This window comes from Streptomyces sp. 11x1 (genome assembly GCF_032598905.1).
Classification (GTDB): domain Bacteria; phylum Actinomycetota; class Actinomycetes; order Streptomycetales; family Streptomycetaceae; genus Streptomyces.
Map to the genome: position 1 here is coordinate 1568657 of NZ_CP122458.1, position 26077 is coordinate 1594733.

23 protein-coding genes and 5 pseudogenes are annotated in these 26077 nt (G+C 68.9%); 19 read left to right on the forward strand and 9 right to left on the reverse strand.

Going from position 1 to position 26077, the window contains the following annotated elements:
- Positions 1-20: 20 nt before the first annotated feature.
- The 6 genes from P8T65_RS07030 to P8T65_RS07055 all read right to left on the reverse strand — a co-directional run bounded on the left by P8T65_RS07030 (position 21) and on the right by P8T65_RS07055 (position 5837).
- Positions 21-461 (reverse strand): ester cyclase, encoded by a 441-nt coding sequence (locus P8T65_RS07030; RefSeq protein ID WP_316724500.1) that lies wholly within the window; start codon positions 459-461, stop codon positions 21-23.
- Between the two features lie 449 nt (positions 462-910).
- Positions 911-1888, reverse strand: coding sequence for a cyclase family protein (locus tag P8T65_RS07035; protein ID WP_316724501.1), 978 nt, complete (start codon positions 1886-1888; stop codon positions 911-913).
- Complete coding sequence (locus P8T65_RS07040; RefSeq protein WP_316724502.1) at positions 1885-2904, reverse strand: dihydrodipicolinate synthase family protein; 1020 nt, start codon at positions 2902-2904, stop codon at positions 1885-1887. Before P8T65_RS07040 ends, P8T65_RS07035 begins: the two co-directional genes overlap by 4 nt.
- A 106-nt stretch (positions 2905-3010) precedes the next feature.
- A complete protein-coding gene (locus P8T65_RS07045) occupies positions 3011-4495 on the reverse strand; it encodes an NAD-dependent succinate-semialdehyde dehydrogenase (RefSeq protein ID WP_316724503.1) in 1485 nt (494 codons plus the stop codon).
- 10 nt (positions 4496-4505) lie between these two features.
- A complete protein-coding gene (locus P8T65_RS07050) occupies positions 4506-5480 on the reverse strand; it encodes an ornithine cyclodeaminase family protein (protein WP_316724505.1) in 975 nt (324 codons plus the stop codon).
- A gap of 30 nt (positions 5481-5510) precedes the next feature.
- Positions 5511-5837 carry a hypothetical protein gene (locus P8T65_RS07055; protein ID WP_316724506.1) on the reverse strand — a complete coding sequence of 109 codons (327 nt, stop codon included), beginning with the start codon at positions 5835-5837 and terminating at the stop codon, positions 5511-5513.
- A 544-nt stretch (positions 5838-6381) separates the two neighbouring features.
- On the opposite strand from P8T65_RS07055, the gene P8T65_RS07060 reads away from it, so the two are divergent.
- The 6 genes from P8T65_RS07060 (at position 6382) to P8T65_RS07085 (ending at position 11739) form a co-directional block, all read left to right on the forward strand.
- On the forward strand, positions 6382-7338 hold the full coding sequence (locus P8T65_RS07060; RefSeq protein ID WP_316724507.1) for a LysR family transcriptional regulator: 957 nt from the start codon (positions 6382-6384) through the stop codon (positions 7336-7338).
- A 179-nt stretch (positions 7339-7517) separates the two neighbouring features.
- Positions 7518-8900, forward strand: coding sequence for a Rieske 2Fe-2S domain-containing protein (locus P8T65_RS07065; RefSeq protein WP_316724508.1), 1383 nt, complete (start codon positions 7518-7520; stop codon positions 8898-8900).
- On the forward strand, positions 8897-9436 hold the full coding sequence (locus P8T65_RS07070) for an aromatic-ring-hydroxylating dioxygenase subunit beta (protein ID WP_316724509.1): 540 nt from the start codon (positions 8897-8899) through the stop codon (positions 9434-9436). Before P8T65_RS07065 ends, P8T65_RS07070 begins: the two co-directional genes overlap by 4 nt.
- Positions 9433-9651: a ferredoxin gene (locus P8T65_RS07075; RefSeq protein WP_316724510.1), complete on the forward strand. Its 219-nt coding sequence runs from the start codon at positions 9433-9435 to the stop codon at positions 9649-9651. Before P8T65_RS07070 ends, P8T65_RS07075 begins: the two co-directional genes overlap by 4 nt.
- On the forward strand, positions 9648-10919 hold the full coding sequence (locus tag P8T65_RS07080) for an FAD-dependent oxidoreductase (RefSeq protein ID WP_316724511.1): 1272 nt from the start codon (positions 9648-9650) through the stop codon (positions 10917-10919). The genes P8T65_RS07075 and P8T65_RS07080 overlap by 4 nt, the downstream gene beginning before the upstream one ends.
- On the forward strand, positions 10906-11739 hold the full coding sequence (locus tag P8T65_RS07085) for an SDR family oxidoreductase (protein WP_316724512.1): 834 nt from the start codon (positions 10906-10908) through the stop codon (positions 11737-11739). Before P8T65_RS07080 ends, P8T65_RS07085 begins: the two co-directional genes overlap by 14 nt.
- Before the next feature lie 114 nt (positions 11740-11853).
- Here P8T65_RS07085 and P8T65_RS07090 read toward each other — a convergent pair.
- A pseudogene (locus P8T65_RS07090) lies at positions 11854-12168 on the reverse strand (IS1380 family transposase); the annotation flags it as partial.
- Positions 12169-12190: 22 nt separating this feature from the next.
- Between P8T65_RS07090 and P8T65_RS07095 the strand changes: the two are divergent.
- The 7 genes and pseudogenes from P8T65_RS07095 to P8T65_RS07125 form a co-directional block, all read left to right on the forward strand.
- A complete protein-coding gene (locus P8T65_RS07095; RefSeq protein ID WP_316724513.1) occupies positions 12191-13192 on the forward strand; it encodes a fumarylacetoacetate hydrolase family protein in 1002 nt (333 codons plus the stop codon).
- Positions 13189-14150 (forward strand): annotated as a pseudogene (locus P8T65_RS07100) (cyclase family protein). Before P8T65_RS07095 ends, P8T65_RS07100 begins: the two are co-directional and overlap by 4 nt.
- 130 nt (positions 14151-14280) lie before the next feature.
- A pseudogene (locus tag P8T65_RS07105) lies at positions 14281-14589 on the forward strand (FAD-dependent monooxygenase); the annotation flags it as partial.
- A complete protein-coding gene (locus P8T65_RS07110; protein WP_316724514.1) occupies positions 14586-15584 on the forward strand; it encodes an amidohydrolase family protein in 999 nt (332 codons plus the stop codon). The pseudogene P8T65_RS07105 and the gene P8T65_RS07110, both read left to right, overlap by 4 nt.
- Positions 15585-15588: 4 nt before the next feature.
- Positions 15589-16527 carry a VOC family protein gene (locus P8T65_RS07115; RefSeq protein WP_316724515.1) on the forward strand — a complete coding sequence of 313 codons (939 nt, stop codon included), beginning with the start codon at positions 15589-15591 and terminating at the stop codon, positions 16525-16527.
- A 116-nt stretch (positions 16528-16643) separates the two neighbouring features.
- On the forward strand, positions 16644-17615 hold the full coding sequence (locus P8T65_RS07120; protein ID WP_316724516.1) for a fumarylacetoacetate hydrolase family protein: 972 nt from the start codon (positions 16644-16646) through the stop codon (positions 17613-17615).
- Between the two features lie 20 nt (positions 17616-17635).
- Positions 17636-17806: pseudogene (locus P8T65_RS07125) on the forward strand (3-oxoacyl-ACP reductase); the annotation flags it as partial.
- 307 nt (positions 17807-18113) lie between these two features.
- On the opposite strand, the pseudogene P8T65_RS07130 reads toward P8T65_RS07125, so the two are convergent.
- Together P8T65_RS07130 and P8T65_RS07135 are read right to left on the reverse strand one after the other, a co-directional pair.
- Positions 18114-18436 (reverse strand): annotated as a pseudogene (locus P8T65_RS07130) (DNA polymerase III subunit alpha); the annotation flags it as partial.
- 461 nt (positions 18437-18897) lie between these two features.
- On the reverse strand, positions 18898-19554 hold the full coding sequence (locus tag P8T65_RS07135; RefSeq protein WP_316724517.1) for a PAS domain-containing protein: 657 nt from the start codon (positions 19552-19554) through the stop codon (positions 18898-18900).
- Between the two features lie 612 nt (positions 19555-20166).
- Between P8T65_RS07135 and P8T65_RS07140 the strand changes: the two genes are divergently transcribed.
- The 6 genes from P8T65_RS07140 (at position 20167) to dmpG (ending at position 26060) form a co-directional block, all read left to right on the forward strand.
- Positions 20167-20778, forward strand: coding sequence for an XRE family transcriptional regulator (locus tag P8T65_RS07140; RefSeq protein WP_316724518.1), 612 nt, complete (start codon positions 20167-20169; stop codon positions 20776-20778).
- A 564-nt stretch (positions 20779-21342) separates the two neighbouring features.
- Positions 21343-22320 (forward strand): zinc-binding dehydrogenase, encoded by a 978-nt coding sequence (locus P8T65_RS07145; protein WP_316724519.1) that lies wholly within the window; start codon positions 21343-21345, stop codon positions 22318-22320.
- A 10-nt stretch (positions 22321-22330) separates the two neighbouring features.
- The gene (locus P8T65_RS07150; protein WP_316724520.1) at positions 22331-23272 is read left to right on the forward strand and encodes a 3-carboxyethylcatechol 2,3-dioxygenase; all 942 of its coding nucleotides are present in this window, start codon (positions 22331-22333) and stop codon (positions 23270-23272) included.
- Between the two features lie 6 nt (positions 23273-23278).
- Positions 23279-24076 carry a fumarylacetoacetate hydrolase family protein gene (locus P8T65_RS07155; RefSeq protein ID WP_316724521.1) on the forward strand — a complete coding sequence of 266 codons (798 nt, stop codon included), beginning with the start codon at positions 23279-23281 and terminating at the stop codon, positions 24074-24076.
- Positions 24073-25035 carry an acetaldehyde dehydrogenase (acetylating) gene (locus P8T65_RS07160; protein WP_316724522.1) on the forward strand — a complete coding sequence of 321 codons (963 nt, stop codon included), beginning with the start codon at positions 24073-24075 and terminating at the stop codon, positions 25033-25035. The genes P8T65_RS07155 and P8T65_RS07160 overlap by 4 nt, the downstream gene beginning before the upstream one ends.
- Entirely contained in the window at positions 25032-26060 is a 1029-nt protein-coding gene (dmpG, locus tag P8T65_RS07165; protein ID WP_316724523.1) for a 4-hydroxy-2-oxovalerate aldolase, read from the forward strand. Before P8T65_RS07160 ends, dmpG begins: the two co-directional genes overlap by 4 nt.
- The last annotated feature ends 17 nt before the right edge of the window (positions 26061-26077 follow it).

A 26077-nucleotide genomic window follows, 5' to 3' on the forward strand; every position in this document is an offset into this window, starting at 1 on the left:
GAGAACGGCCAGGCGGTCGCTTACACCTCCGATGGATGCGCAGCTATCCCCAACTGATGCATCATGCTGAAGCTGCCCAGGACCTCGCACACCGTCGAAACACTCGCAATGGATGCACCGGAGAATCGAATACGGTCGACGACAAGAGCTGTGAAGTGCCTGCCCGTCGGCGGAATCCCGGCGAACTCACCCCGCCAGGTTCCTGACGCATGCAGGAAGCACACTACCTCGTCCTCGCGACTTATTTGGTCGATATCAGAGAATGCGAGATCAGGGAAGGCGGTGCAGAAACCTTGCAACATCGAGATGGTTTTGTCGCGCCCCTCGATCGGGCTTTCATGTTCAAAGACAAAATCCGGAGCGAGCATGTTCGTCAGTGTTTCGAAATCCCGCCGATTGAACGCGGCAAAGTATTCCTTCGCGACAGCATCCGCCTTCGCGACTGCATCCGTTGAAGTCACAAGCGTCTCCTCACGATTTGTTGCGTCGACGCCGACCGCGGCGCCGTTACTCGCGGTTGATAGGAAGCGTAGGAGCGCTCGGGCACAGCGGGAAACGGGTCCTGTCAATACGGTCGCATTGATTTCATCGATGGAATCGGCCCGCGCACGGACGCTAGTGCCTCGTGTTCCTGTTCATGTCGGTTCGAGTTGTTATTGACGAGTTTATTCACGTTGGTCGTGACGAGCCTGACCTTCGCGAGGACCTCACCGGCGGTCGCGGTCCAGGGGCCGCCCTTGAGGCCGTGCCGCCGCCCTCGACAACTCCTCACACCATGCGCTTCTCCACCTGAGAAAGCGCCGGCCGCTGCGCCGCCGGGGTCGTCGGCGAGCACGGGCTGCACACCCTCCCCGGTGCGACGACGGTCCTGGACCTCGTACGGGCCGGACTTGCGTCCTTCCCGGGGGGGCTACTTGATGGCGATGGGATTGACCGGGGCTCCGACGGCACCGGTGACGGGGAGGGGGGCGGCGGTGAGAAAGAAGTCGTAGATGCCGTCGGCGGCGCAGTCGTCTGCGAGGGCGTCGAGATCCCATAGCTCGCCGATGAAGAGGCCCATGTGCGGGATGGCCACTTGGTGCAGGGGCTGGAAGGCCTGGTCGAATTCGTTGGGCCGGACCTCGAAGCCCCAGGTGTCGGTGGCGATACCGGCGATCTCACGGGTGTGCAGCCAGTCGGCGGTGGTGAACGAGAGGCCGGGTGCCGGCCCGCCCGCGTAGTCGCCCCAGCCGTCGCGACGCGTCCGCGCCAGCTGTCCCGTACGGACCAGCAGCAGATCGCCCCGGCCCACTCGGGAGGAGTCCCCTTGTGCGGCGATCGTGGCTTCGAGGTGCTCGGTGGTGATGGCGAAGCCGTCCGGCAGTTCGCCGTCGGTGCCGTTCGCCCGGCCGACGTCGAGCAGCACTCCTCGGCCCGCTATCCGGTCGGCCACGGTCTCGATACCCGTGAGCTGATCGCCGTCGCTGGTCACCACCGCGGAGGCGCGTCGTCCGTTGTAGGCCATGCCGTGGTCGAAGATGTGTCCGAGGCCGTCCCACTGCGTCGACGCCTGCAACGGCATGAACACCACGTCGTCGGCACCGCCGAGGCCGTGCGGGAACTCCGGCGGACCGAACTCGGCGTCCAGGCCCGAGGTGAGCATGGTGTGCACGGGATTGGTCCTGCGGCGCCAGCCTTTCTGCGGACCGTTCGTGTCGAAGCGCTGGGCGAGCGAGAAGGAGACCCCGCGCCGGATCAGGGCTGCGCCCTCCCGCCGTTTGCCCTCGTCGAGGAAGTTGAGGGTGCCCAGTACGTCGTCCTGTCCCCAACGCCCCCAGTTGGAGCAGCGCTTGGCGGCATCGGCGATCGCGCCGGCGGGGTCGGCACGGTCCAGTTCGTCCGGGGTCATGCCGGGTTCCTTCCGATGAAGAACTCACGGAACGGGTCCATGCTGGGCTCGAGTCCGGCGTCGAGGAGTCCCTTGCGCAGGGCGTGCATCTGGGCGTCGTGGATGCGCTGGGTGGGCTGGCGCAGCGGTCCGCCGTTGTAGCCCTGCAGCCACCCCTGGAACTTCCATGCCTGCCGGTTGATGAAGGCACCGCCGTTCAGCACGGGAGCAAGGCCGCTCTTGATCTTGCGGGCCGGATGCAGCTGCCAGTAGATGTCGGTGGCGTCGTCGTACTTGCCCTCGCGCAGCAGCTGCATGACACGCGGGATCATGGGCCCGAAGTATTCGTGGTCGCTCGTGGCGGACAGCTGAATGGGCATGACCTGTGCCAGCGGGATGAGCTCGCTCTCGATGGGCACCGAGATGACGACCTCGTCGCCGAAGAGCCGGTGGCACTCGATGGCGCTCTGAATGCTGGGGAAGCCGCCCTCGGCCTTGATGACCGCGATGTTGGGGCAGTCGTCGATGAGCCGGCGGATGAGCCGCGTCGGGATGTCCGAGGGGTGCACCCGGGAACTGAACCCCCACAGGAACATAGGGAACAGGATGACCGCGAGGTTCGTGGCGTCGCAGACGGCCTTGGTGTAGTCGTAGATCTCCTGTTCCGACTCCGGGTAGAAGTTCGGCGGGTAGGACAGGAGCACCAGGTCGGCACCGGCGGCTTCGGCGCCGCGCACCGCCTCGATGTTCTGCTCCAGGGTGCTCCAACTGCCGTGGTGGACCACGACGAAGTCGTCGCCTGCCTCATCACGGACGATGCGCAGGAAGTCGAGGTATTCGGGCAGGGTGATGCTGATCTCGGAGACGCCGAGGGTGCCGAGGAATCCGTGCTGCTCGGCGAGCCGGATGTCGTGTCTGATGCCCTGCTCGTTGATGCCGTGAAGGTCGGCGGTGAACGACGGGATAGTGCAGTTGACGGCTCCGACGAGCTTTTCGCGGGCCCAGTCCCGGGCCTCTGTGCGGGTGTATGCAGGCATTGTCGTCCTTGCCTCGGTGTGTGGGTGATGGGGGTGGTGACTCAGCGGCTGGCGGGTTGGTCCTGGCGCACTCGTTCGTGCTGCGGTGTCCGGCGCGGCAGTCGGCTCAGGGCGCGCCGGCGCCTTCCCAGGCCAGGTACTTCATCTCCAGGTACTCGTCGATGCCGTAGACGGAGCCCTCCCGCCCCAGCCCCGACTGCTTGACGCCGCCGAAGGGGGCGACCTCGTTGGAGATCAGGCCGGTGTTGATGCCCACCATCCCCGCTTCCAGGGCGGCCGAGACGCGCCAGGTCTGCTCGGCGTCGCGGGTGAAGAGGTAGGCGGCCAGACCGTAGTCGGTGTCGTTGGCCATGCGGACGGCCTCGGCCTCGTCGGTGAAGCGGATGAGCGGGGTGAGCGGGCCGAAGGTCTCCTCGCGGGTGACGAGCATGCCCGGGGCCACGTCCGCCAGCACGGTGGGCTGGAAGAAGAGCCCTCCACGCCGGTGCCGTGAACCGCCGCACAGGATCCTGGCACCCCGGTTCGTTGCGTCGGCGAGATGTTCTTCGACCTTTGCCACCGCTGCCTCGTCGATGAGCGGTCCCTGCTGCACGCCGTCGTCGAAGCCGTCGCCGACGACGAGGTCCTCGACCCTGCGGGTCAACGCCTCTGCGAAGCGGTCGTGGATTCCCGCCTGCACGTAGACACGATTGGCGCTGATGCAGGCCTGTCCGGTGTTGCGGTACTTGGTGGCGACGACACCGGCGACGGCGGTCTCGACGTCGGCGTCGTCGAAGACAAGCACCGGTGCGTTGCCGCCCAGTTCCATCGAGGTCTTCTTCACCGTCTGGGCGGACTGGGCCAGGAGCAGCCTGCCGACCTCGGTGGAGCCGGTGAAGCTGACCTTGCGGACCAGCGGGTTGCCGGTCAGCTCGGGCCCGATCTCGCGCGGGTCGCCGATCACCACGTTGAGGACCCCGGCCGGTACACCGGCCCGCTCGGCAAGCTCGGCGAGGGCCAGTGCCGTCAAGGGCGTCTGCTCGGCGGGCTTGACGACCATCGTGCAGCCCGCGGCCAGTGCCGGAGCGGCCTTACGGGTGATCATCGCGGCGGGGAAGTTCCACGGGGTGATGGCCACGCACACCCCGACCGGCTCCTTGAGCACCAGCACCCTGCGCGAGCCTTCCGGTGCCGCGAACACGTCGCCGCGGATCCGTTTGGCCTCCTCGGCGAACCACTCGATGAAGGAGGCGGCATAAGCGACTTCCCCGCGGGCCTCGGCGAGTGGCTTGCCCTCCTCCAGGACGATCAGCCGGGCCAGGTCCTCCGTGTGCTCGGAGACGAGGTCGAACCAGCGCCGCAGCACCTGTGCGCGCTGTTTGCCCGACCGCGCCCGCCACTCGGGCAGCGCGCGATGAGCGGCGTCGACGGCCTGGGCGGTCTGCGCCCTGCTGAGTGCCGGCAGGTCCGCGACGAGTACACCGGTCGACGGGTTGCGGACGGTGAGCCGACCGCTGTCGCCGGCTTCCAGCCACGTGCCCTCGACGTAGGCGGCCGTGTGCAGCAGCGTGGGGTCGGACAGACCGAGGGGAACGGTCGTCTGCGTGGTCATGGCGGCTCTCTCACTTCTGCACGGGATGGATGGTGGCCGGCATCCGGGTTCCGAGTCCCAGCCGCTCGGCGTTGCGCGCGCACATGCCGGCGACCGCCAGGTCCTGGGCCGCTGATCCGACCGACTTGTACAGCGCGATCTGGTCGACGTGGGTGCGCCCGGGGATGCGTTTGCCGACGAGGTCGGCCAGCGAGCAGATCTTGCCCGCCACGTCGAGACCGGCGGCTCGCGCGGCGATCAGGTCTCCGGTGTCGTCGAGCACCTCCTCGACCATGTCCGCCACGATCACGTCGGCACGGGCGATCACCTCGGGGTCCACCTCACGCTGCTCGGGCAGGGTGGATCCGATGGACACGACGGTCATGCCGGGTCGGAGCCACTTGCCGAGCAGGGTGGGGGTCTCGTCGCGGGACCGGGCGGCGCAGACGACCAGCGTGGCGCCTGCGACGGCCTCCTCGGCGCTGGTCGCCTGCGTGATCGGCAGGTCGGACAGTTCGGCGGTGAACCGGGCTCGGCTCTCCGGTCGTGGGCTGTACACCCGTACGGCCTTGAGGTCGCGTGCGACGGCGAGGGCGCGCACATGGTTCTGCGCTTCGAAACCGGAGCCGATCACGGCGACGGTCAGGGCGCCGGGCGGGGACAGCAGGTCCGCCACGACGGCCGAGGTGGCCGCCGTCCGGTATCCGGTGATGGAGTGGCCGTCGAGCAGGGCGACCAGCTCGGCCGTCCGCTGGTCGAACAGGGGGATGAGGTAGGACGCGCGGCGCGTCGGCATCGCAGCCGCGATGATCTTCGCCCCCATCAGTTCGCGTCCGGCCGGTACGCCGGTCAGCGTGCGCAGCCAGCCGTGGTCTCCGCGGGCCATGCCGCGAGCCGGATAGCGCGCTCCGTCCACGCTCGTCGCGTACGCCTCGCGCACCGCCGAGGTTGCCAGCTCCCAGTCGAAGGCCGCCTGTACCGCTGCGTCATCAAGGAAAAGAGTCACTTCAGTGGCCTTTGCTGAGGAGGGGAGGGATCAGATGGGCGAGGGGGTCCACAGACCGCCGTCCGTCTGCTTGAGCAGCACCGGCAGCATGGCCTCGGTCATAGCCCCGCCGGTCCCCCACTGGTCCTGCGACTGAGGAGAGGTGCCGTCGAAGACGCGGGGCTCCCACGCCTCCTCGTCCTCGATCGTCTCCAGCTCCGTCGTGTACTCGACGACGTTCTTGTTCGGATCGAGGAAGCAGGTGAAGGTGTTGCTTCCCGCGCCGTGCCGGCCTGGCCCCCACAGCGGGCGGTGACCGGCGCGCATCAGACGCAAGAACGCCTTGGTCGCGGACACATCGGTGCAGTTGACCACCACGTGGCTGAGCTTCTTGGGGGCGGATTCGCGTTCCTCGAGCTCCCGGAAGGGCTTCTGCGCGACCCCCCGGCGGGCACCTCGACGAGTCGGCCGTGGGGGTCGAAGAACCGGACGCCGTATCCGCCGCCCGGGGTGTCCAGCTTGCCGAGCTCCCGGTGCCGGACGCGAAGGACGTACTGCTCCGGGTCCGCGGGAGTGGCGAAGAACGTCACAGCGCTGTCGTCGGCCACCGGCTGCAGTCCCCAGAGGTTCTTGTAGAACTCCAGAGCCTTGCCGTAGCCGGGCACACCGATACTTGCATCCCTGAGATGGGTGATCGGCCGGAAGGCTGCGGTCATCGTCGACTCCTGCGCTTCAGTGACGCCGAACAGGTCGTTCGCGTCGCTTTCCCCGCTGCAAGACGCTAGACAGACGCACTCCTCGATACAAACAATCGATAGTGATGCGTTCGGATTGATGACATCAATCCGTGGTCGAAGTCGACCGTCGAGCCGCGGCAGCCGACTTCTGTCGGCATGCTTCAGCACAGACGGGAATCCGGTCGATGCCCACCACCAATGCGCCCCTGGATCTCAACCGGGTGGATCTGAACCTGCTCGTCGCCTTCGACGCCCTGATGGCGGAACGGAGCGTGACCGCGGCGGCGGCCCGGCTGTCCGTCGGACAGTCGGCCATGAGCTCGACGCTGGCTCGGCTCCGCAAGCTCCTGAACGACCCGATCCTCGTCAGGCAGGGGCGGACCATGGTTGCCACACCGGTTGCCGAGTCGCTGGTGCAGCCAGTGCAGAAGACGCTGACCGACATCAAGTCGCTGCTGTCACAGCGCGACAGCTTCGATCCCGCGACCGACCACAGGACGTACTCGGTGATGGCGAGCAGCTACGCGGCCGTCGCCGTACTGCATCCGCTGTTGGTGCAGCTGCCGGCCGAGGCTCCGAACGTGCGGTTGCGCATCCAGCCCTTCGCGGAGGAGTACGCGGAACAGCTGACCCGCCACCAGATCGACCTCGTCGTCGTGCCGCGCGAGCTGGTGCCCAGCGGGCCGGACCTGTGCAGTGAGGCCGCGTACACCGACCGCTACGTGCTCGCCGTCGACCGGGAGCACCCCGATGTGGGCGAGAGCATCTCGGTCGAGGAGTTCAGCGAGCTGCCGTATCTCGCGACGAGCCCCGACCGGCGACCCTCCCTGGGCGAACTGCAACTCGACCTGCTCGGCATCCCGCGCCACGTCGAGGTCACCACGAGTTTCGAACTCGCCCCGTTCCTGATCAGCGGTACCCGGCTCATCACCTTGATCCCCGAATCGCTCGGGCGCCGCATCGCCCTGGCGACAGGCCTGCGGCTGCTCGAACCTCCCATGGAGCTGCAGCCGGGAACCGAAATGATGGTCTGGATGAAACGCATGGACGACGATCCGGGCCACGCCTGGCTGCGGCAGCGCATGCGCCATTTCGCAGATGCCTATATCCGGGACACACCGCCCGCCCCGGCAGCCGACTGAGACAGGACCGGCCAGGAGGAGCCTGGCCGCGTTCCATCGATTGGATCAATGCCGACCCATCGACGGGAATTGCTTTTCACCATGTGATGACAGCCATACCCTGACGTCTCGAGCCGCAGGCAGGGCCACGGAAATCCGCTGATCGCCCCTGCTGAGCACGACTGAGGCAAGGGAGCCCCATGACTGCCATCTCTCCAGAAACGGCTGATGCCGCTGCCCTCCTGGACCGCGTCGAGGCCTCGCTGAAGAACGATCTCGTCCCGGTGGAAATCTTCAACGACACGGCGGTGTTCCGCGCCGAGATCGAGCAGATATTCACCAAGTGCTGGGTGTTCGTCGCGCACGAGAGCGAAATCCCCAAGGCGGGTGATTTCGTGCAGCGCAGAATCGGCCTCGATCCGGTGATCGTCACGCGCGACGGCAAGGGCGGCATCAACGTGCTGTCGAACTACTGCCGTCACAGAGGCACTCAGGTGTGCCAGACCGATGCCGGCAACTCCCGGTTCTTCAAGTGTCCCTACCACGGCTGGACCTACAGCAACAACGGTGACCTGGTCGGCACCCCGCACCTGCACGACGCCTACGGCGAGCGCCTCGACCCCAAGGCGTGGGGCCTGATACGCGCGCCCCGGGTGGCCACCCGGCAGGGCTTCGTCTTCGCCTCGCTGGACCCGGACGGACCGTCCCTGGACGAGTACCTGGGCGGGGCCGGGTGGATGCTCGACCTGATCGTCGGGCTGGCGCCCGGCGGCATGCGGGTCGCCGGGCCTCCGGAGCGCTACCGGCTGCACGCCGACTGGAAGACGGCCGCCGAGAACTTCGCCGGCGACGGTTACCACATCGGCACACTGCACGAGAGCACGGAAGAGGTCGCCATCGCCCAGGGGCTGCAGATGATGTGCGCGATGGCGCGCACATACGAATTCGACAACGGCCATGCCTTCATCGGCCACGCCTGGACCAAGGCAGTCCATCCCGGCTACGTGCTCTGGGGCTACGCGCCGGAAATCACCCAGCACTTCGACCTGTCGGGCCTGGACGAGGCACAGCTCCACGTAGTCAACCACGAGCCGCCGACGGTCGGAACGATCTTCCCGAACCTCAGCTTCATCCGGGTGAACACCCCGTCCGTGTCGGGCGGTCCCCTGTCGGTGATCACCAGCTTCCGGCAGTGGCAGCCGATCGGCCCCGGCGAGATCGAACTGTGGAACTGGCAGTTCGTCTGGGACTTCATGTCGGAGGACGAGGCCCGCGACTCCTACGTGAACGGCCAGTTCACCTTCGGCTCGGCAGGCATCTTCGAGCAGGACGACACCGTCGCCTGGGAAGGCGCACCGCGCGCCGCCCAAAGTCCGTGGATGCGCAAGGCCGGCATGGAGTTCCACTTCCAGCAGGGCAACAACAGTCAGGTCGACCAGTCGCCCGACCCCTCGTGGACCGGCCCGGGCCGCAAGCGCAACACCGGCTACGGCGAGCACGGGCAGCTCCACTTCTACCGACACTGGCTGAACGTGATGCGCGGGAACACCGGCCCCGGCACCGGAGGAGCTGAGTCAGCATGACCACGACCGACACACCCCGCATCGTCCCGCCCGTGAGCGCCAACCCCGAACTTCAGGCCTTGGCCACCCAGTTCCTGGCGCTGGAGGCCCGGCTGCTCGACGAGGGCCGCGAGGAGGAGTGGTACGAACTCCTTGACGACGAACTTCTCTACACCGTGCCGATCCGGCAGGCAGCTGAACCGCGTTCCAAGGAGATCGACCGCAACGCCTTCCGGCTCCGGGACACCAAGGCCCACGTACGCACGCGCCTGGACCGGCTCAACACCGACCACGCGTACTCGGAGGTACCTCCGTCCCGCACCTTGCGCATCGTGGGCAGCGTCGAGGTCGAGGAGAGCGACCGCCCCGACGTCATCAAGGTGTCGAGCGCCCTGCTGGTCTACCGCCAGCGCGGCATCGACCCGCACTTCGATCTCATCCCGTGCAGGCGCTACGACCAGCTCCGCCTCACACCGTCGGGCCCACGCCTGCTGTCCCGCGAAATCGTGCTGACCGAAACGGCGCTGGCCACTCCGAACCTTGGAGTCTTCCTGTGAGCGACAACCTCTCCGTCTCCCTCGACGGCACCCGCTGCAAGTCCTACGGCATCTGCGTCAGCGTCATGCCCGAAGTCTTCGACACCCCGCCCGGCAGCCCGACGGCTGTTCTCCTGCGCGACACCGTCGACGCCGACGAGCGGGAAGACCTCGAAGAGGCCGCCCGCGCGTGCCCCGCACAGGCCATCGCGCTCAACTCGGGACCCAAGCCGTGACCGGCGGCTTTGAGCGGGTCGTCGTGGTGGGAGCCTCCGCCGCCGGCCTCAGCGCCGCCGACGGCCTCCGGGAGGCCGGATTCACCGGCTCCATCACCGTCCTCGGCGCCGAACTGCACCAGCCGTACGACCGGCCCACGATGTCGAAGGCCCTGCTTGTCGCCGAGGAGGACCCGCAACTCCTCGAACTCCGCTCTCCCGAACGCATCGAGGCGAACCGCGTCGACCTGCGTCTCGGGCACGCCGCGGCAGGCCTCGACGTCGACCGCCGCTATGTGGTGACCACGTACGGCGAGGCACTTCCCTGGGACGCTGTGGTCATCGCCTGCGGCAGCCGCCCCCGCGAGATGAGGACCCTCGCCGGCGAGGTACTGCCGGCCCTGCGCACCCCCGAGGACCTGCGGGTGCTGCGCGAGGCCGCGGCGCGATACGGCGAGATGACCCTGATCGGCTCCGGCTTCATCGGACTGGAGGTCGCGGCCGCTCTCGTCGCGCGGGGCGTGACGGTCACGGTCCTCGACGCGCTCCCGCTGCCGCTGGAGCCCGTACTGGGGCCCGAGCTGGCCACCCATCTCCGCGACCTGCACACCGCACGCGGGGTCCGCTTCCGCAGTGCCGTCGCGGTGGCGTCGGTCACGGGACAACCCGGGGCGTACGAGGTCCGGCTCACGGACGGAAGTGTGCACCGGGCCCCCTTCGTGCTCACGGGTATCGGCGCCGAACCCGCCGTCGACTGGCTGGCGGGCTCCGGGGTCGAGGTGACCGGCGGGATCGTCACCGACGCCGCCGGCCGGACCAACGTACCCGGCGTGTGGGCCGCCGGTGACGTGGCCGCGTTCCACCACCCGCTGCTGGGCCAGCGCGTACGCGTGGAGCACTGGACCCATGCGGTCGAGCAGGGCCGGCACATCGGCTTGAACATCGCCCGCGGCGAGACCACGCCCTACCAGGGAGTGCCGTACTTCTGGACCGACCAGTACGGCGTACGGTTCCAGTGCTACGGCCGCCGCCGCGCGGGCGACCGCAGCCTCTTCGTCGAGGGTTCACTCGACACGGGCGAGTTTCTCGTCCTGTTCGGCCACGCCGGCGAGTTCCACGCCGCGTTCGCCCGCGGGCGTGTCCGCTCGCTGCGCGACTACCGCAAGCTGCTCGCACGCGGCGGCACCTGGAACGAGGCACTCGCGCTCGCCCGCACGAACAATCCCGACCTCGACACCACCCTGTCGTGCACCAACCGGAAGGAACGCACCACCCATGAAGCTGCTTGACGACCACATCGTACTCGTCACCGGCGGCGGCTCGGGCCTCGGTCTCGGAGTCGCCCGCCACTGTCTCGAACAGGGCGCGCAGCTGGCGATCCTCGAATACGACCAGGCCAAGGTGCTCGGGCTGAAGCAGGAGTTCGGCGACGACGTCCTCGTCGTGCACGGCGACGTGCGCAGCATCGACGATCTTCGTGCCTGCCGGTCTCAGATCGAGGACCGCTACGGCCGGCTCACCTCCCTCATCGGCGCGCAGGGCATCTTCGACGGTAACGTCCGGCTGGCCGACATCCCCGTCGAGCGCGTCGGCGACCTGTTCGACGAGGTCTTCTCGATCAACGTCAAGGGCTACGCGCTGACCGCGCGGATCATGCACGACCTGCTGCAGGCCGAGGAAGGGGCGATCGTGCTCACCGCGTCCCAGGCGGCGTTCGCAGCCGACGGCGGCGGCGCGGCCTACACGGCCAGCAAGGGGGCGGTGCGCAGCCTGGTGAACCAGCTGTCGTTCGAGTTCGCCCCGCGGGTACGGGTCAACGCCGTCGCCCCTACGGGCATCGCGGGCAGTCAGCTCCGCGGGCCGGGCGCTCTCGACCTGCAGGAGTCCAAGCAGTCGGACATTCCTGCGGACGCCTTCCGTGCGGAGTTCGAATGGGGCACGCCCCTTCAGCATCTGCCCACCCCGGAGGAGTACGGGCCTTTCTACGCACTCCTCGCATCCCGGCACAACAAGGTGATGACAGGCCAGACCGTGATCGCCGACTCGGGCACCCTGAACCGGGCCCTCATGAGCATGAGCCAGCTCATCAGCAGCTTCCCGTCGGCCTGAGTGCCGCGCCTCTGCGCACCACACCGGGTCGCAGAGGCGCGCATGCCGTCTTCCTGCTGGACGTGCATCAACCGTACGACCGTTGACGTACGTGCTGTTGCCGCTCAGCCGGCCTGCCAGGGCCAGCCGGGCGGCTTCGACATGGTCGGCGGCGGTGTTGCTGCCCGCGTTCCCCAGACGCAGTAGGCCGGCCACGGGTTCGCCGGACCTGCCCTGGCCGTGGTCGACGTACTCCATCCACGGATGGTGCCCGAAGGTCTTCTTCCAGGCAGCGGCCGCGTCCTGCTTCTCGGAGTGCGCGATGACCAGCACCCCCTCCAGGTCCACGACCACCTGCCCGCCGGCGTCCGGAGCTCTTTCACCGACCAACCTCCAGACGTGTTCACGTACTTCGGCCCCGGCAGTTCGGATCGCGTCCAGGGCCCGCTTTTCCACCCGCAATCAGGAGGACATGTCCGTGAAACCCGAACCCGCATCCGCTCAGTTCGCGGGCCCTTTCGCCCTCGCCACCCTCTCGGCCCCGGGCAATCCGCGTTTTCCCGCCCTGGTCACGGCCGACAGTCAGGTGGCCGACCTCCGCACGGCCCTGCGGGACGACGCTCTGACGATGCGCGGTCTGCTCGAGCAGTGGGCGGTCGCCCTCCCCCGGTTGCGCGCGCTCGCCGCCGCCCCCGGGACCGAACGGCGGCCCCTGGCGGACTTCCAGGTGCATGCTCCCATCGAGCCGCGCCAGGTGCTGCAGTCGGGAGCCAACTACCGGCAGCACGTGATCGACCTGCACGTGGCCCACCGGGACCCCGCCGACGACCGCTCCGAGGAGGATCGGCGCGCCGAGGCCGCGGAGATCATGGACCGGCGGGCGGCCGAGGAGCTGCCGTACGTGTTCATCGGCCTGCCGAGCGCGATCGTCGGCCCGTACGACGATGTCGTCCTGCCCTCCTGGGCTGAAAAGCCGGACTGGGAGCTGGAGTTGGCGGTTGTCATCGGCCGGCCGGCCCACCGGGTGTCCGTCGAGAGTGCCCTCGACCATGTCGCCGGTTACACGATCGCCAACGACCTCACCGACCGTGCCACCGTCTTCCGCCGGGACATGCCGCAGATCGGCACCGACTGGCTGCGCAGCAAGAACGTTCCCGGCTTCACCCCGCTGGGACCCTGGATCGTGCCCGCCGAGTCGATCGCCGACCCGGACGACTTGCGCGTCACGCTCAGGCTCAACGGCGAGACCATGCAGGACGAGTCCACGAAGGACATGATCTTCGGCGTGGCCCGGCTGGTGTCGTACATCTCGCAGACCTCCCGGCTCCTGCCCGGCGACCTGGTGTTGACCGGCAGCCCGGCCGGCAACGGCATCCACTGGGGGCGGTTGCTGCGGGACGGCGACGTCATGGAGGGGGCCGTCACGGGCCTCGGCGTGCAGCGCACCCGCTGTGTCGCGGAGGGAACGACATGAGCCTGGACCGCCGCGACCCGGAGGGCGCGATCGCCGATCCCGCCAAGGAGTACTCGAACTGGGGGCGTTGGGGTGCGGACGACATCCTGGGCACCCTCAACTTCCCCGACGAGGCAAAGCGGCGTGAGGGCGCCGCCCTGGTCCGCCGGGATGTCAGCTTCTCTCTCTCGCAGCGCTTCGACATGAACGGCCCGCAGAAGGGCTGGCGCCGGCGGACCAACCCGGTGCACACCATGCTCGACACGGGTACCGACGCCGTCCTCGGCAACCAGGGCTTCCCGCACGGCATCGGCGGCGCCGACGACGTGATCGCGATGCCGTTGCAGTGCTCGACCCAGTGGGACGGGCTCGGCCACATCTTCGACCACGGATTCGCCTGGAACGGACGGCGCGCCAACAAGGTGGTCACCTCCGAAGGCGACCTCGTCACCGGCATCGAGCACATGGCACCGCACGTCGCCGGACGCGGTGTCCTGCTGGACGTGGGCCAAGTCTGCGGTGACGAGGGCGAGTTGTCGGACGCCTTCGCCATCACGGTGGAGCATCTCAGCGCGACCGCCGAAGCTCACGGGGTGACCGTGGGACGCGGTGACATCGTCCTCGTACGGACCGGACAGCTCGCCCGGGTGCGACGCGACGGCTGGGGAGACTACGCGGGCGGACCCGCGCCCGGCCTGTCGTTCACCACGCCGGCTGGCTGCACCGCACCGAGATCGCCGCCATCGCCACCGACACCTGGGGCTTCGAAGTCCGCCCCAACGAGTTCGAGGGCGCCTTCCAGCCGCTGCACCAGGTCGTCATCCCCAACATGGGTCTGCTGATCGGCGAGATGTGGGACCTCGACGCGCTCGCGGCGGACTGTGCCGACGACGGTGTGTACGAGTTCTGGCTCACCGCGGCGCCGCTGCCCATCACCGGCGCCGTCGGCTCTCCGGTCAATCCGATCGCCGTCAAGTAGCAGCGGAACGAAGGAGTTCCCCATGAGCAACACCAGCAGAGTCCTCATCGATGGCGGCAGCGCCGCCGGCAACGCAGTGACGGTCCTGCCGCGCCGCGCCGACGTCGAGGTGGACCTGATCGAGGCCTCCGTGGAGGGCTCCTGGCATCGCGGCCGGGTCGTCCTCATCGGCGACGCGGCGCACTGCTGCCCGCCCACCCCGGCCCAGGGGGCGGCCCTGTCCCCGGAGGACGCCTCCGTGCCGGCCGAGCTGCTGACCGGCGGGCGGGACTGGGACGACGCACTGCTCCAGGAGTTCTACGAGCGCCGCATCCAACGGGTCCGGCCGGTCGTCGAGGCGTCGGTCCAGCTCGGGCAGTGGCAGCTGGACGGCGTGCGCGACGCCGACGTACCCGGTCTGATCGCCCGCACCCTCATCCCGCTCAGGGAACTGCCGTGACCACACCGACAGTCGACGTCCACGCCCACCTCCTGGTCCCCGAGGTGGAGGCGGCCGTCGCCGATCACCCCGGCCTCGCGGCGGCCCGGGCGCTGGACGCCCGCCGCAACGGCCCGGCCGCGCTCGCCGTCAACGGGCCCATGGTGTGCGAGCGCATCCCACGCCTCACCGACGTCGCCGTACGCCTCACCGCGATGGACGCGCAGGGCGTGGATGTGCAGCTGGTCAGCCCGTCGCCCTCGCACTACCACTACTGGGCGGACGAGGAGACGGCCGAGAAGGTGTACCGGCTCGCCAACGAGGCGACGGCCGCGCACTGCGCCCAGGCGCCGGACCGGCTGCACGGCCTCGGGCTGGTCCCGCTGCAACACCCGGACCAGGCTGTACTCGCCCTCGAACACGCTCTGGACCAGGGCCTGGCGGGCGTGGAGATCTCCTCGCACGCTCCGGGCCGCGAGCTGTCCGATCCGGCTTACGAGCCCTTCTGGGCACGGGCCGAGGAGACGGGCGCGCTCCTGTTCCTGCACCCCTTCGGCTGCACGCTCGACGAGCGCCTGGACCAGTGGTACCTGTCCAACAGCGTCGGCCAGCCCACGGAGAACGCGGTCGCGCTGTCCCACCTCATCTTCTCCGGCGTACTGGACCGCCACCCGGACCTGAAGGTGATCGCCGCACACGGCGGCGGCTACCTGCCCACCCACATCGGCCGCTCCGACCACGCCTGGTCGACCCGCTCCGACGCGGGCGCGAGCTGCGCCCACCTGCCCAGCAGCTATCTCCGGCGCCTGTACTTCGACTCCTTGGTCCACGACCCGCACGTCCTGCGGGAGCTTATCCGCGTCGTCGGCGCCGACCGGGTACTGCTCGGCTCCGACTTCCCCTTCGACATGGGCACCGAGGACCCGGTCGGCGCGCTGCGCGCGGCCCGTCTGTCCGACCCCGACTTCCACGCCGTACGAGGCGGCAACGCCGCCGAACTCCTCCGGAAGGACTGAAACCATGACCGCACGTCTGCTCACCCACCTGCGGCACGTCGACCTGGCCGTGCCCGACTACGACAAGCAGCTCGACTTCTACTCCGGTGTCTGGGGCCTGACCAAGGTCGCCGAGGACTCCGGGATCTCCTTCCTGGCCGCCGAGGGCAGCCCCGAACAGTACGTCGTACGGCTGCGCAAGGCCGAGGAGAAGCGCCTCGACCTCGTCTCGTACGGCGCAGCGAGCGAGGCGGACGTGGACACCCTCGCCGAACAACTCCTCGCCGGTGGCGTGCAGTTGGTCTCCCAGCCCGGCAAGGTCGACACCCCCGGCGGCGGTTACGGCTTCCGCTTCTTCGACGTCGACGGGCGCACCATCGAGGTCTCGGCCGACGTCGAGGTGCGGCAGCACCGCAGGATCGAGGAGAAGGAGTCGATCCCGGTCAAGCTGTCCCACGTCGTCCTCAACTCCCCCGACCTGAACCGCACTCGGGAGTGGTACGAGCGCCACCTCGGCTTCCGCCTCACCGACTCCCTCATGCACCCCAGGATGGGTGAGGCGATGCACTTCATGCGCATCAGCAACCAGCATCACTCCATGGCCATCGCGAAGGGCCCGCACACCGCGCTGCACCACATCTCCTTCGAGATGCGCGGGATCGACGAGTACATGCGTGGCTCCGGCCGGGTGCTGCGGGCCGGCTTCAAGAAGATCTGGGGCCCGGGCCGGCACCTGGCGGGCGACAACACGTTCACGTACTTCCTCGACCCGCACGGCAACACCGTCGAGTACACGACGGAGTTGGAGCTGCTGGACGAGGACACCTGGCACCCGCACGTCTACGACTTCTCCCAGCCCGAGGTCGCCGACCAGTGGGGCACCGCCAACCCGATGAACGAACTGGTCGCCAAGGAGTCCTTCAACGACCCCGACCGCGGCTGCTTCGTCGCCCCGCCGGTCTGACCTGTCACCTGTCCAACCGTTAGCCCCCGGCCGCCCGGAGCGCAGCGACGGTCGGCTTTGTCCGCCCGTAGCGCCTCCGGGCCCGCGCGCCCGCACTCCCTCCGACAGGAGCCCCCATGCGCTTCGCCACATACGAGTACCGCAGCCGGCGCCATGTGGCCGTCCTCGACCAGGACGGCACGCTCCGCCCCCTGCCCGGTGTCAGCTCACTCACCAACCTGCTCGCCGAGGGAGGCAGCCTACGCAACCTGCTGGCTGCAGGCTCCGTGACGCAGGACGTCCCGGCCGGCCCGCACGTCTCCGAGGTGCGGCTGCTCGCGCCGCTCCAGCCGCCCACCGTGCGGGACTTCGTCACCTTCGAGGAGCACGTCGAGGGTGTACGGCGGGCCATTGACGGCGCCACCGGGGTGCCCGAGCAGTGGTACGCCGCCCCGACCTTCTACTTCACCAATCCCTACGCGGTCTTCGGCCCGTACGACGACATCCCCGTACCCCCGGGATCGAGCGTTCTGGACTTCGAACTCGAGGTCGCCGCCGTCATCGGGCTCGAAGGCCGCGACCTCACCCCCGAACAGGCCCGCGACCACATCGTCGGCTACACGATCTTCAACGACTGGTCCGCCCGCGACCTGCAGTCCGCCGAGATGAAGATCGGCCTCGGCCCCTGCAAGGGGAAGGACACCGCCACCACGCTCGGGCCGTACCTGGTCACCGCCGACGAACTGGAACCCTTCCGCGACCCGGACGGCTTCCTGCGTCTGGCCCTGACCGCCGAGGTCAACGGCGAGGTCGTCGGCAAGGACCTGCTGTCCAACATGAGCTGGACCTTCGAGGAGATGGTCGCCTACGCCTCCCGCGGCACCCGCGTCGTTCCCGGTGACGTCCTCGGCTCCGGCACCTGCGGCAACGGTGGCTGCCTGGCAGAGCTGTGGGGCCTGCGCGGCGAGCAGACGCCGCCCCCGCTGAAACCGGGCGACGTCGTCACCCTCACGGTGGAGGGCATCGGCACCGTCTCCAACACCGTCGTGCCCGGTCCCGAACCCGTCGCCCTGCCGGTCGGCAGGCGCCGCTCGCGGGAGCGGCCGTAAGCGAACTCCGCAGCAAGCGGCTGCTCGGCAAGGTCGTCGTCATCACCGGAGCGGCCCGCGGCCAGGGGGCGGCCGAGGCCCTCACGAGGGAAGGCGCCCGTGTCATCGCCACCGATGTGACGGGAACCCCTGGCTGCCGCCGGCTCGACGTCACCAGCGACAAGGAATGGGCCGAGCTCGCCGCCGAACTGTAGAAGCCATGTCGTCCGCTCCGGTGCGGACGCGAGAGGGTGGCTGCACGACCGCTCCGAGCCATCTCCCGTCGCCGTGGAGGCGGCCTACCTCTTCAAGGGCTTGGTCCTGCGTCGCGTAGAACAGTGACCGGCCGGGGATGAAACGCGCCGGGCAGTCCTCGGTGTGGCGTTACGACGCCGACGCCGGCATGCGGCTCCTGCCGGCGCGCAACTCCATGACGAAACGCTGCCGAGGATTCGACGCGCAGCGGGCGGTCACTCCGGGGCCCTCGCGAGCGCCGTGCCCGGGCTCCGTCCTGGCCGGGTCGAGGGGCGAGTTGTAGGGCTGTGCGGCAGCGATCCTGACGACCTCGTCTTCGCTGGTGCCGTGTTCCGAGGACAGGGAGATCCTCACGCCCCAGCTGTCCGGCGTCTCCTCGACCGTGTACGCGGGCTCGGAGTGGTTGATGTCGACGGGGAGGACGGGGACGTTGTGGCGGCGGGCGTCGGCGACGATGACACGCAGGGGCCACATGCCGGGGTCGTGTTCCAGCAAGCCGGCGTAGAGGGCGGCGGGGTGGTGGGCTTTGAGCCAGCGGGCTGTAGGGCGGGGACGGCGAACGCGACGGCCTGGGCGCGGCAGAATCCTTCTCGAATTAGAGACCGCGCGCACGGGGATCGGTACAGCGATCAGCGGGTGGGGCTCGCCCCGGGGCAGGCCGGCCGTCGGTCCAGAGGCGTCACCGACCCAGCGGTCAATCTCCGAGGCTCCGACACGGAGGAGTTCGGCGCGGTCGGCGGTCAGACACCGGGCGATGCGTGAGGACTCAGGATGCACCGTCTCGACGGGTGCGGCCGGTTTCCCGCCGGCCTGCTCCGGAGGAGGGTCAGCACGGCGCAGCGCCACGGGGCCGGACAGGATGGGAGCGGGCAGATCTCCGTTAAATATGACCTCGCACAGATGGATGCTGACGGCGTCCGCGAAGCGTGGTACGGCAACCTTGATCACTTCCTGAGCGGTTCCCGTGACGTCCAGGCTCTCACCGATCCGCGTTCGCGCCTCGCCCATCAGCGCCAGGCGCTCCCTCGAACCGTATTGCTGCGAGTAGTCATGCCGCACAGCCCACCGCGCGCACTCGGCCGGTGGAGTCCCGCAGTGGGAAGAAGTCCGCGGCCCATGCATGGGCCTTCGTCTCACCCGGGACTTTCACGAACCTCTCTGTGGTCACTGGTTCGCCCGTCGCGACGACGCGGCGCACACGCCGGACATCTTCGGCGGTAGCAACCCCCGGCGCCGCCTCGGTCATGAGCCGTGTACGGATGTCCTCCTCGCTCAGCCCCAGGAGCTGGCACATCGCTTCGTTGCTCCTCAGAACACGGGCCTCACCGTCAGTGATCGAAATCGCGAGCGGGAACTGATCGAACAGCCAGGACATCAGGGCGTTGTCTGGCGCCTGCTCCTCCGCCCCGAGATCGGCCGTCACCAGGAACCCAACGCGCTGATCCTCTACCGTCAGCGCTGTGATCTGCGTCGGCGCGTCGAAGGTGTGGCCGTCCTTGTGCCGAGGTACTCCGTCGGCTGTGTACAGATCCGCCAGTTCCAGACCAACGGCTTCCTGCCAGGACCATCCCCACAGCGCGTGAGCACCGGCGCTCCATTGAGTCACCGCACCTCTGCCGTCCGTGGCGAGGACAGCATCCACTGAACGTGCTGCCGCCAGCACTGTCGGAGAGAGCCGACCGGATGCCGTGGTGTCTTCCGTCATGGCGCCTTGCCTGCGTCGGGGCCGCCGGAGCGGCTACCCTCATCGTCATCCAGGGGGCTGACCCTGGCAAGGCAAGCGGCCAGGGCCAGTCGCCGGCTCGCGACCAGGCCCACGGGTGTGGAAGAGGCCCTTCCTTCAGCACAGCCTTCAAGCAGGCATTCGGCGTGACGCCCAGCAGCGTCTCGCTCCAGGGCCAAGCGTCGCCTGAAGGCCTGCTACCGGGACCTCTCACGTGCGCATGGGGGCACGACGGTCACCGACGTTGCCTTCTGGACCGATACCCGCATTGGACACGGCGACATCGATGGCGCCGAACTCCTCGGCCACGGCTTGAACTGCGGCCTTGACCGACTCCTGGTCCGGATGAACCGCCAGTTGCCGGTCACGTTGACGTCGAGCACCGTGGCGAGCACCGACGGATCGAGGTGCCGCACTGTGCCCACCGTGGTCGCGATGGCGGCGAACGCGTCAGGCCGTGGCCCGGCACTGCCACTACCGACGACGATGTCATTCGTTGGAGGGGCCGTCCGGGAGGCCCTGTCGCCTGCCTGGCTCGTCTCACCGGACCGGGCTGACGAATGGGTCGTCGACCGGACCTCATAGAGTGGGCTCGTGTCACAAGGAAACGCCGTCGTCGCGCGCAACCTGCGCCTTCTGAGGGAGCAGCGCGGATTCTCAATCGCCGAGCTGGCCCGACGGGCAGGGCTGGCCAAGCAAACGCTGTCGAATCTGGAACAGGGGACGGGCAACCCCACGGTCGACACCCTGTTCTCCATCGCAGGGGCACTAGGCGTTCCGGTGACCCGGCTGGTGGCCGAGCGGGAGCAGGTGATCACCGTGCAGCGGGGCGACGACGTCGTGTGGCAGAAGCACGGCGGATACGAAGCACGGTCACTCGACCACATCTATGGTTCGGGCGTCATCGAGAACTATGTGGTCCGTATTGCCCCCCACCCCGATGGCGTGGGCAAGCCCTCCGAGCCGCACCCAGTGGGCACTCTGGAGCACCTGTACGTCATCAGCGGCAGGGTGCGCGTGGGACCTTCCGACAACCCACTGGAGCTGTCGGAAGGGGACTTCGCGCGCTACCCGGGCGATCGGCCCCATGTGTACGAGTCGCTGGCGGGCGAGAGCCTGGTGCACATCGTGGTGAGTGTGCCCCGCGTTCAGCCTGGCACGGGCGGTGCGAACCTCACGCGAACCCACGGCAACGGAACGCGCTGAGCACTGCCGCGGCCGTCGTGCCATGCAGCGGCACGACCGCTTGAACCGACTGCGGCGAGGCACGGACCTGGCCTCAGCCGATCGCCAATGCGGTCCAGGATCTCGTACGAGGAGCGGGTTCGGGGACTTCGTGGTGCCCTCCCGGATCACCCGACTCGCCGGTTCCGGGCTTGCCGCGACGGCAACGGGAGCGGACCGGCCGGGTCGGCGAGGCCGGTCCGCCCGCCGGAAACACAGCGCCGCCTCCTTCACGAGCCGCCCGGTGAGGTGTCCGTCCGAGCCATTTTCGAGTTCAGACTCGGCTCCACGCGTGCCTGCGGCAGCGGCGCGCCCACAAGGGCGAAGCGAGCTGCGCCGCCCTGAGCAGAACTCGGTGTCTGTGGCGGCCAAAGATGCGGCTCATGGAGGACGGCACCGCTCACGCATATGCCCCGCCACCACCCGGGTGCGCTCCGGCATACATCCCTCGGAGTCCCCTCTGCGGCATCGAACTCCGCTCACCTGTGTGCTGCACTGTGGCACACCGGCTAGGGCTTTGCTCCGTATCTGGGTGAACGTGACCTCGTGCTTGCTGCAACCGCCATTTCCCAGAGCGCCGCCGACCCTCTGTCGGGGCTGGTACTGCGCGACGTCCCGGAGCCCGAGCCGAGGCCCGGCTGGTCCCGGGTCCGTGTCGTCGCTTCCTCTCTCAACATGCACGACCTGTGGACCCTGCGCGGTGTGGGACATCCGCCGGAGCGTCTGCCGATCGTGCTCGGCTGCGACGCAGCCGGATACGACGAGGACGGCAACGAGGTCATCGTCCACCCGGTGATCGGCGACCCGGACGCCGGACGCGGCGACGAGACCCTCGACCCGAACCGTGTGCTGCTGTCCGAGCAGCACGACGGGGCCTTCGCCGAGTACCTGACCGTGCCCACCCGCAACCTGGTCCCGAAGCCCGCCTGGCTGTCCTTCGACGAGGCCGCCTGTCTGCCTGTCGCCTGGACCACGGCCTACCGCATGCTGTACACGCAGGCTCAGATCACCGCAGGCGACCGTGTCCTCGTGCAGGGTGCGGGCGGCGGGGTCGCCTCCGCCGCGATCAAGCTCGCGGTGGCGGCCGGTGCCGTCGTCTACACCACCAGCCGCAGCGAGGCCAAGCGCGCCGAGGCCCTCACCTGGGGTGTCCGGGCAGCGCTCCCCACCGGAGAACGGCTGCCCGAGCGCGTCGACGTCGTCATCGAGACGGTCGGCGAGGCGACCTGGTCGCACTCGCTGAAGTCCCTGCGCCCCGGCGGCACCGTCGTCGTCGCCGGAGCCACGAGCGGCACCAATCCGCCCGCCGATCTGGGCCGCGTGTTCTACCTCCAGCAGCGCATCCTCGGCTCCACCGGCGGTACTCGCGCCGAACTGGTCGCGATGCTCCGCATGCTCGAAGCCACCGGTGCTCGACCGGTGATTGACAGGACCCTGCCGCTCACGGACATCCACAAGGGCTTCCAGCTCATGATCGACGGCGGGCTGACCGGAAAGCTCGTCATCCACCCGCCCACGCAGTAAGGACCCCGCCATGACCGCAGCCGCCGTCGGGCTCTCCCACTCGCCCCTCATCGGCAAGAACGACCCTGCTCCGGACGTCCTGGCCCGCGTGAACCAGGCCGTCGACAAGGCCAGGGCCTTCGTCCACGCCTACGACCCGGAACTCGTGGTGCTCTACGCGCCCGACCACTACAACGGCTTCTTCTACAAGGAGATGCCCCCGTTCTGCCTGGCCACCGAGGCCCACGCCGTGGGCGACTTCGGCTCCCGGGCCGGAGCGCTGTCGGTCGACACCGCCGCGGCGAAGGCACTGGCCCAAGGGGTGCTCGACGCCGGCGTCGACCTGACCATCTCGTCCCGGATGACCGTGGACCACGGGTTCGCGCAGCCGCTCGAAGTGCTGTTCGGCGGCATCGACCGGGTGCCGGTCGTTCCGGTGTTCATCAATGGTGTCGCCACCCCGCTGGGCCCGGTCAGCCGCGTCCGGGCGCTGGGCACGGCGCTGGGGCGGGCCGCCGCCGGACTCGACAAACGGGTGCTCTTCCTCGCCTCCGGCGGCTTGTCCCACGACCCGCCTGTTCCGGTCCTGGACGGCGCACCGCCCCGCGTCGCCGACGCGCTCATCGAGGGACACCCCCCGACGCCGGAGCAGCGCGCCAAGGGCGAGGAGCGTGTGGTCCAGGCCGGACGGGACTACGCCGCCGGATCGACGGCGATGATCCCGATCAACCCCGTCTGGGACAACCGGCTCCTCGACCACCTGGAGCGCGGCGAACTCACGGAGTTCGACTCCTGGACGGTCGAGGGCATGGCCAAGGAAGGCGGAGGCTCCGCCCACGAGGTCCGCACCTGGATCGCGGCGTATGCCTCTCTCGCGGCGGCTTCGGGTTCGTACGAGATGAACTCCCGCTTCTACGAGGCGATCCCCGCATGGATCGCCGGATTCGCGGTCACCACGGCGAAGGGACAGTGAACGGCCATGACCCGTACGGCAGTTGACGAGGCGGCCCGCAGACTCGCCACCGCGCTGGACGAAGGCCGGCCCGTGTCTCCGGTCCGTGACTTGCTCGGCGAGCACGACATCGCAGCCGCCTACGCCGTCCAGCAGGCGCTCACGCGGCGGAGGCTGGCCGCGGGAGCCCTGGTGGCCGGCCGGAAGATCGGCCTGACCTCCCCAGCCGTGCAGCAGCAACTCGGCGTCGACCAGCCCGACTTCGGGGTGCTCTTCGCCGACATGGACGTCTCAGGCCTGCCCGAGGTGCCATCCGGCCGGCTGCTCCAGCCCAAAGCCGAGGCGGAGATCGCCTTCGTGCTCAAGGAAGACCTGGCCGACGGCGACCTCGAGCTTGCACGGATAAGGGATGCCGTGGACTACGCGGTCGCCGCCCTGGAGATCGTCGACAGCCGCATCGCCAACTGGGACATCACCCTCACCGACACGGTCGCCGACAACGCCTCCAGCGGACTGTTCGTGCTCGCCGAACACCGGCTCACCCTCGACGAGTTCGAGCCGCGCGAGACCACCATGCGGCTGTACGCCGACGACGTCCTCGTCTCCGAGGGCGACGGCGCCGCCTGCCTCGGCGACCCGCTCAACGCCCTGGCCTGGCTGGCCCGCACAGCCGTGTCGCTCGGCGAGCCGCTGCGCGCGGGGCAGGTAGTCCTGTCCGGCGCGCTCGGTCCCATGGTCCCCGCTCCGCCCGGAACCCGGATCCGCGCCGAGATCAGCTCACTCGGCGAAGTCACCGCCGCCTTCTCCGAAAAGAGAGACGCATGAATCCCCCCAAGACCAAGGTCGCCATCATCGGATCGGGCAACATCGGCACCGACCTGATGATCAAGATCCTGCGCCTGTCGGACACGCTGGAAGTCGGCGCCATGGTCGGCATCGACCCCGCCTCCGACGGCCTGGCCCGCGCCGCACGCCTGAAGGTCCCCACGACCCACGAGGGCGTCGAGGGTCTCATCGCCATGCCGCACTTCGACGACATCGAGATCGTCTTCGACGCGACCTCGGCCAGGGCCCATCTGGCCAATGCCCACCGGCTCGCACCGTACGGCAAGAAGCTCATCGACCTCACGCCCGCTGCCATCGGCCCGTTCGTCGTACCGCCCGTCAACCTGGAGGAGCACCTCGACGCGGGGGCCGACAACCTCAACATGGTCACCTGCGGCGGCCAGGCCACCATCCCCATGGTCGCGGCCGTCTCCGCGGTGACCGACGTCCACTACGCGGAGATCGTCGCCTCGATCGCCTCCAAGTCGGCCGGTCCCGGCACCCGCGCCAACATCGACGAGTTCACCGAGACCACCTCGCACGCCATCGAGAAGGTCGGCGGCGCGGGCCGTGGCAAGGCGATCATCGTCCTCAACCCGGCGGAGCCTCCCCTGATCATGCGGGACACGGTCTTCTGCCTCACCGGTGACGTCGACCAGGACGCGGTACGTGCCTCCGTCAAGGAGATGGCCGAGCGGGTGGCGCAGTACGTGCCCGGCTACCGGCTGAAGCAGGAGGTGCAGTTCACCCCGATCGCGGACGGTGAACCCGTGCACACCCTCGTGCCGGACGGCGCCGGCCCGGTGACCACCCGCATCTCGGTGTTCCTCGAAGTCGAGGGCGCCGCTCACTACCTGCCCGCCTATGCAGGAAACCTCGACATCATGACCTCGGCCGCTCTGCGGGTAGCCGAGTCGATCGCCCAGCGCGACACCGCCCCCTCGGAGGCCCACCGATGAGCCGCAATCTGTACATCCAGGACGTGACCCTGCGGGACGGGATGCACGCCATCCGGCACCGCATCGACCCCGCTGACGTGGGCCGCATCGCGGCGGCCCTCGACGCGGCCGGCGTCGACGCCATCGAGGTCGCGCACGGCGACGGTCTGGCGGGCGGTTCACTGAACTACGGTCCGGGCAGCCACACCGACTGGGAGTGGATCGAGGCCGCGGCGGACGCGATCGAGAACGCCGTGCTCACGACCCTGCTCCTCCCCGGTATCGGCACCATCGCCGAACTGGAGCGCGCCCACGCTCTTGGCGTGCGCTCGGTGCGCATCGCCACTCACTGCACCGAGGCGGACATCGCTGCCCAGCACATCGCCAAGGCCCGCGACCTCGGCATGGACGTGTCCGGATTCCTGATGATGAGCCATATGGCCCCGGCCGCCGAACTCGCCGCCCAGGCCAAGCTCATGGAGTCCTACGGCGCCCACTGCGTGTACGTCACCGACTCCGGCGGCCGCCTCACCCTGGACGGCGTACGCGAGCGCGTCCGCGCCTACCGGGATGTCCTCGACGAGGGCACCGCGATTGGTGTGCACGCACACGAGAACCTTTCGTTGTCGGTCGCCAACAGCGTCGTCGCCGTCGAGGAGGGCGTCACCCGCGTCGACGCCTCCCTCGCCGGGCAGGGCGCGGGGGCCGGCAACTGTCCCCTCGAGGCGTTCATCGCCGTGGCGAACCTGCAGGGCTGGAAGCACGGCTGCGACCTGTTCGCACTCCAGGATGCCGCCGACGACCTGGTCCGCCCGCTTCGCGACCGCCCGGTCCAGGTGGACCGAGAAACGCTTACCCTCGGCTATGGAGGCGTGTACTCCTCCTTCCTGCGCCACGCCGAGAACGCCGCGCAGCGCTACGGCGTCGACGCGCGCACGCTCCTGTTGGAGGTGGGCCGACGGGGCCTGGTCGGCGGTCAGGAGGACATGATCGTGGACATCGCGCTCGACCTCACGTCGGGCGGGACAACCGCAACCGGTCGTTGAGCCCTGGGGGCGACCCC

Coding starts and splice junctions, on each gene's coding strand:
- P8T65_RS07035 (WP_316724501.1), bottom strand. CDS start 1,888: ATGACCCCGGACGAACTGGACCGTGCCGACCCCGCCGGCGCGATCGCC.
- P8T65_RS07040 (WP_316724502.1), bottom strand. CDS start 2,904: ATGCCTGCATACACCCGCACAGAGGCCCGGGACTGGGCCCGCGAAAAG.
- P8T65_RS07045 (WP_316724503.1), bottom strand. CDS start 4,495: ATGACCACGCAGACGACCGTTCCCCTCGGTCTGTCCGACCCCACGCTG.
- P8T65_RS07060 (WP_316724507.1), top strand. CDS start 6,382: ATGCCCACCACCAATGCGCCCCTGGATCTCAACCGGGTGGATCTGAAC.
- P8T65_RS07065 (WP_316724508.1), top strand. CDS start 7,518: ATGACTGCCATCTCTCCAGAAACGGCTGATGCCGCTGCCCTCCTGGAC.
- P8T65_RS07070 (WP_316724509.1), top strand. CDS start 8,897: ATGACCACGACCGACACACCCCGCATCGTCCCGCCCGTGAGCGCCAAC.
- P8T65_RS07085 (WP_316724512.1), top strand. CDS start 10,906: ATGAAGCTGCTTGACGACCACATCGTACTCGTCACCGGCGGCGGCTCG.
- P8T65_RS07095 (WP_316724513.1), top strand. CDS start 12,191: ATGTCCGTGAAACCCGAACCCGCATCCGCTCAGTTCGCGGGCCCTTTC.
- P8T65_RS07115 (WP_316724515.1), top strand. CDS start 15,589: ATGACCGCACGTCTGCTCACCCACCTGCGGCACGTCGACCTGGCCGTG.
- P8T65_RS07120 (WP_316724516.1), top strand. CDS start 16,644: ATGCGCTTCGCCACATACGAGTACCGCAGCCGGCGCCATGTGGCCGTC.
- P8T65_RS07135 (WP_316724517.1), bottom strand. CDS start 19,554: ATGACGGAAGACACCACGGCATCCGGTCGGCTCTCTCCGACAGTGCTG.
- P8T65_RS07150 (WP_316724520.1), top strand. CDS start 22,331: ATGACCGCAGCCGCCGTCGGGCTCTCCCACTCGCCCCTCATCGGCAAG.
- P8T65_RS07155 (WP_316724521.1), top strand. CDS start 23,279: ATGACCCGTACGGCAGTTGACGAGGCGGCCCGCAGACTCGCCACCGCG.
- P8T65_RS07160 (WP_316724522.1), top strand. CDS start 24,073: ATGAATCCCCCCAAGACCAAGGTCGCCATCATCGGATCGGGCAACATC.
- dmpG (WP_316724523.1), top strand. CDS start 25,032: ATGAGCCGCAATCTGTACATCCAGGACGTGACCCTGCGGGACGGGATG.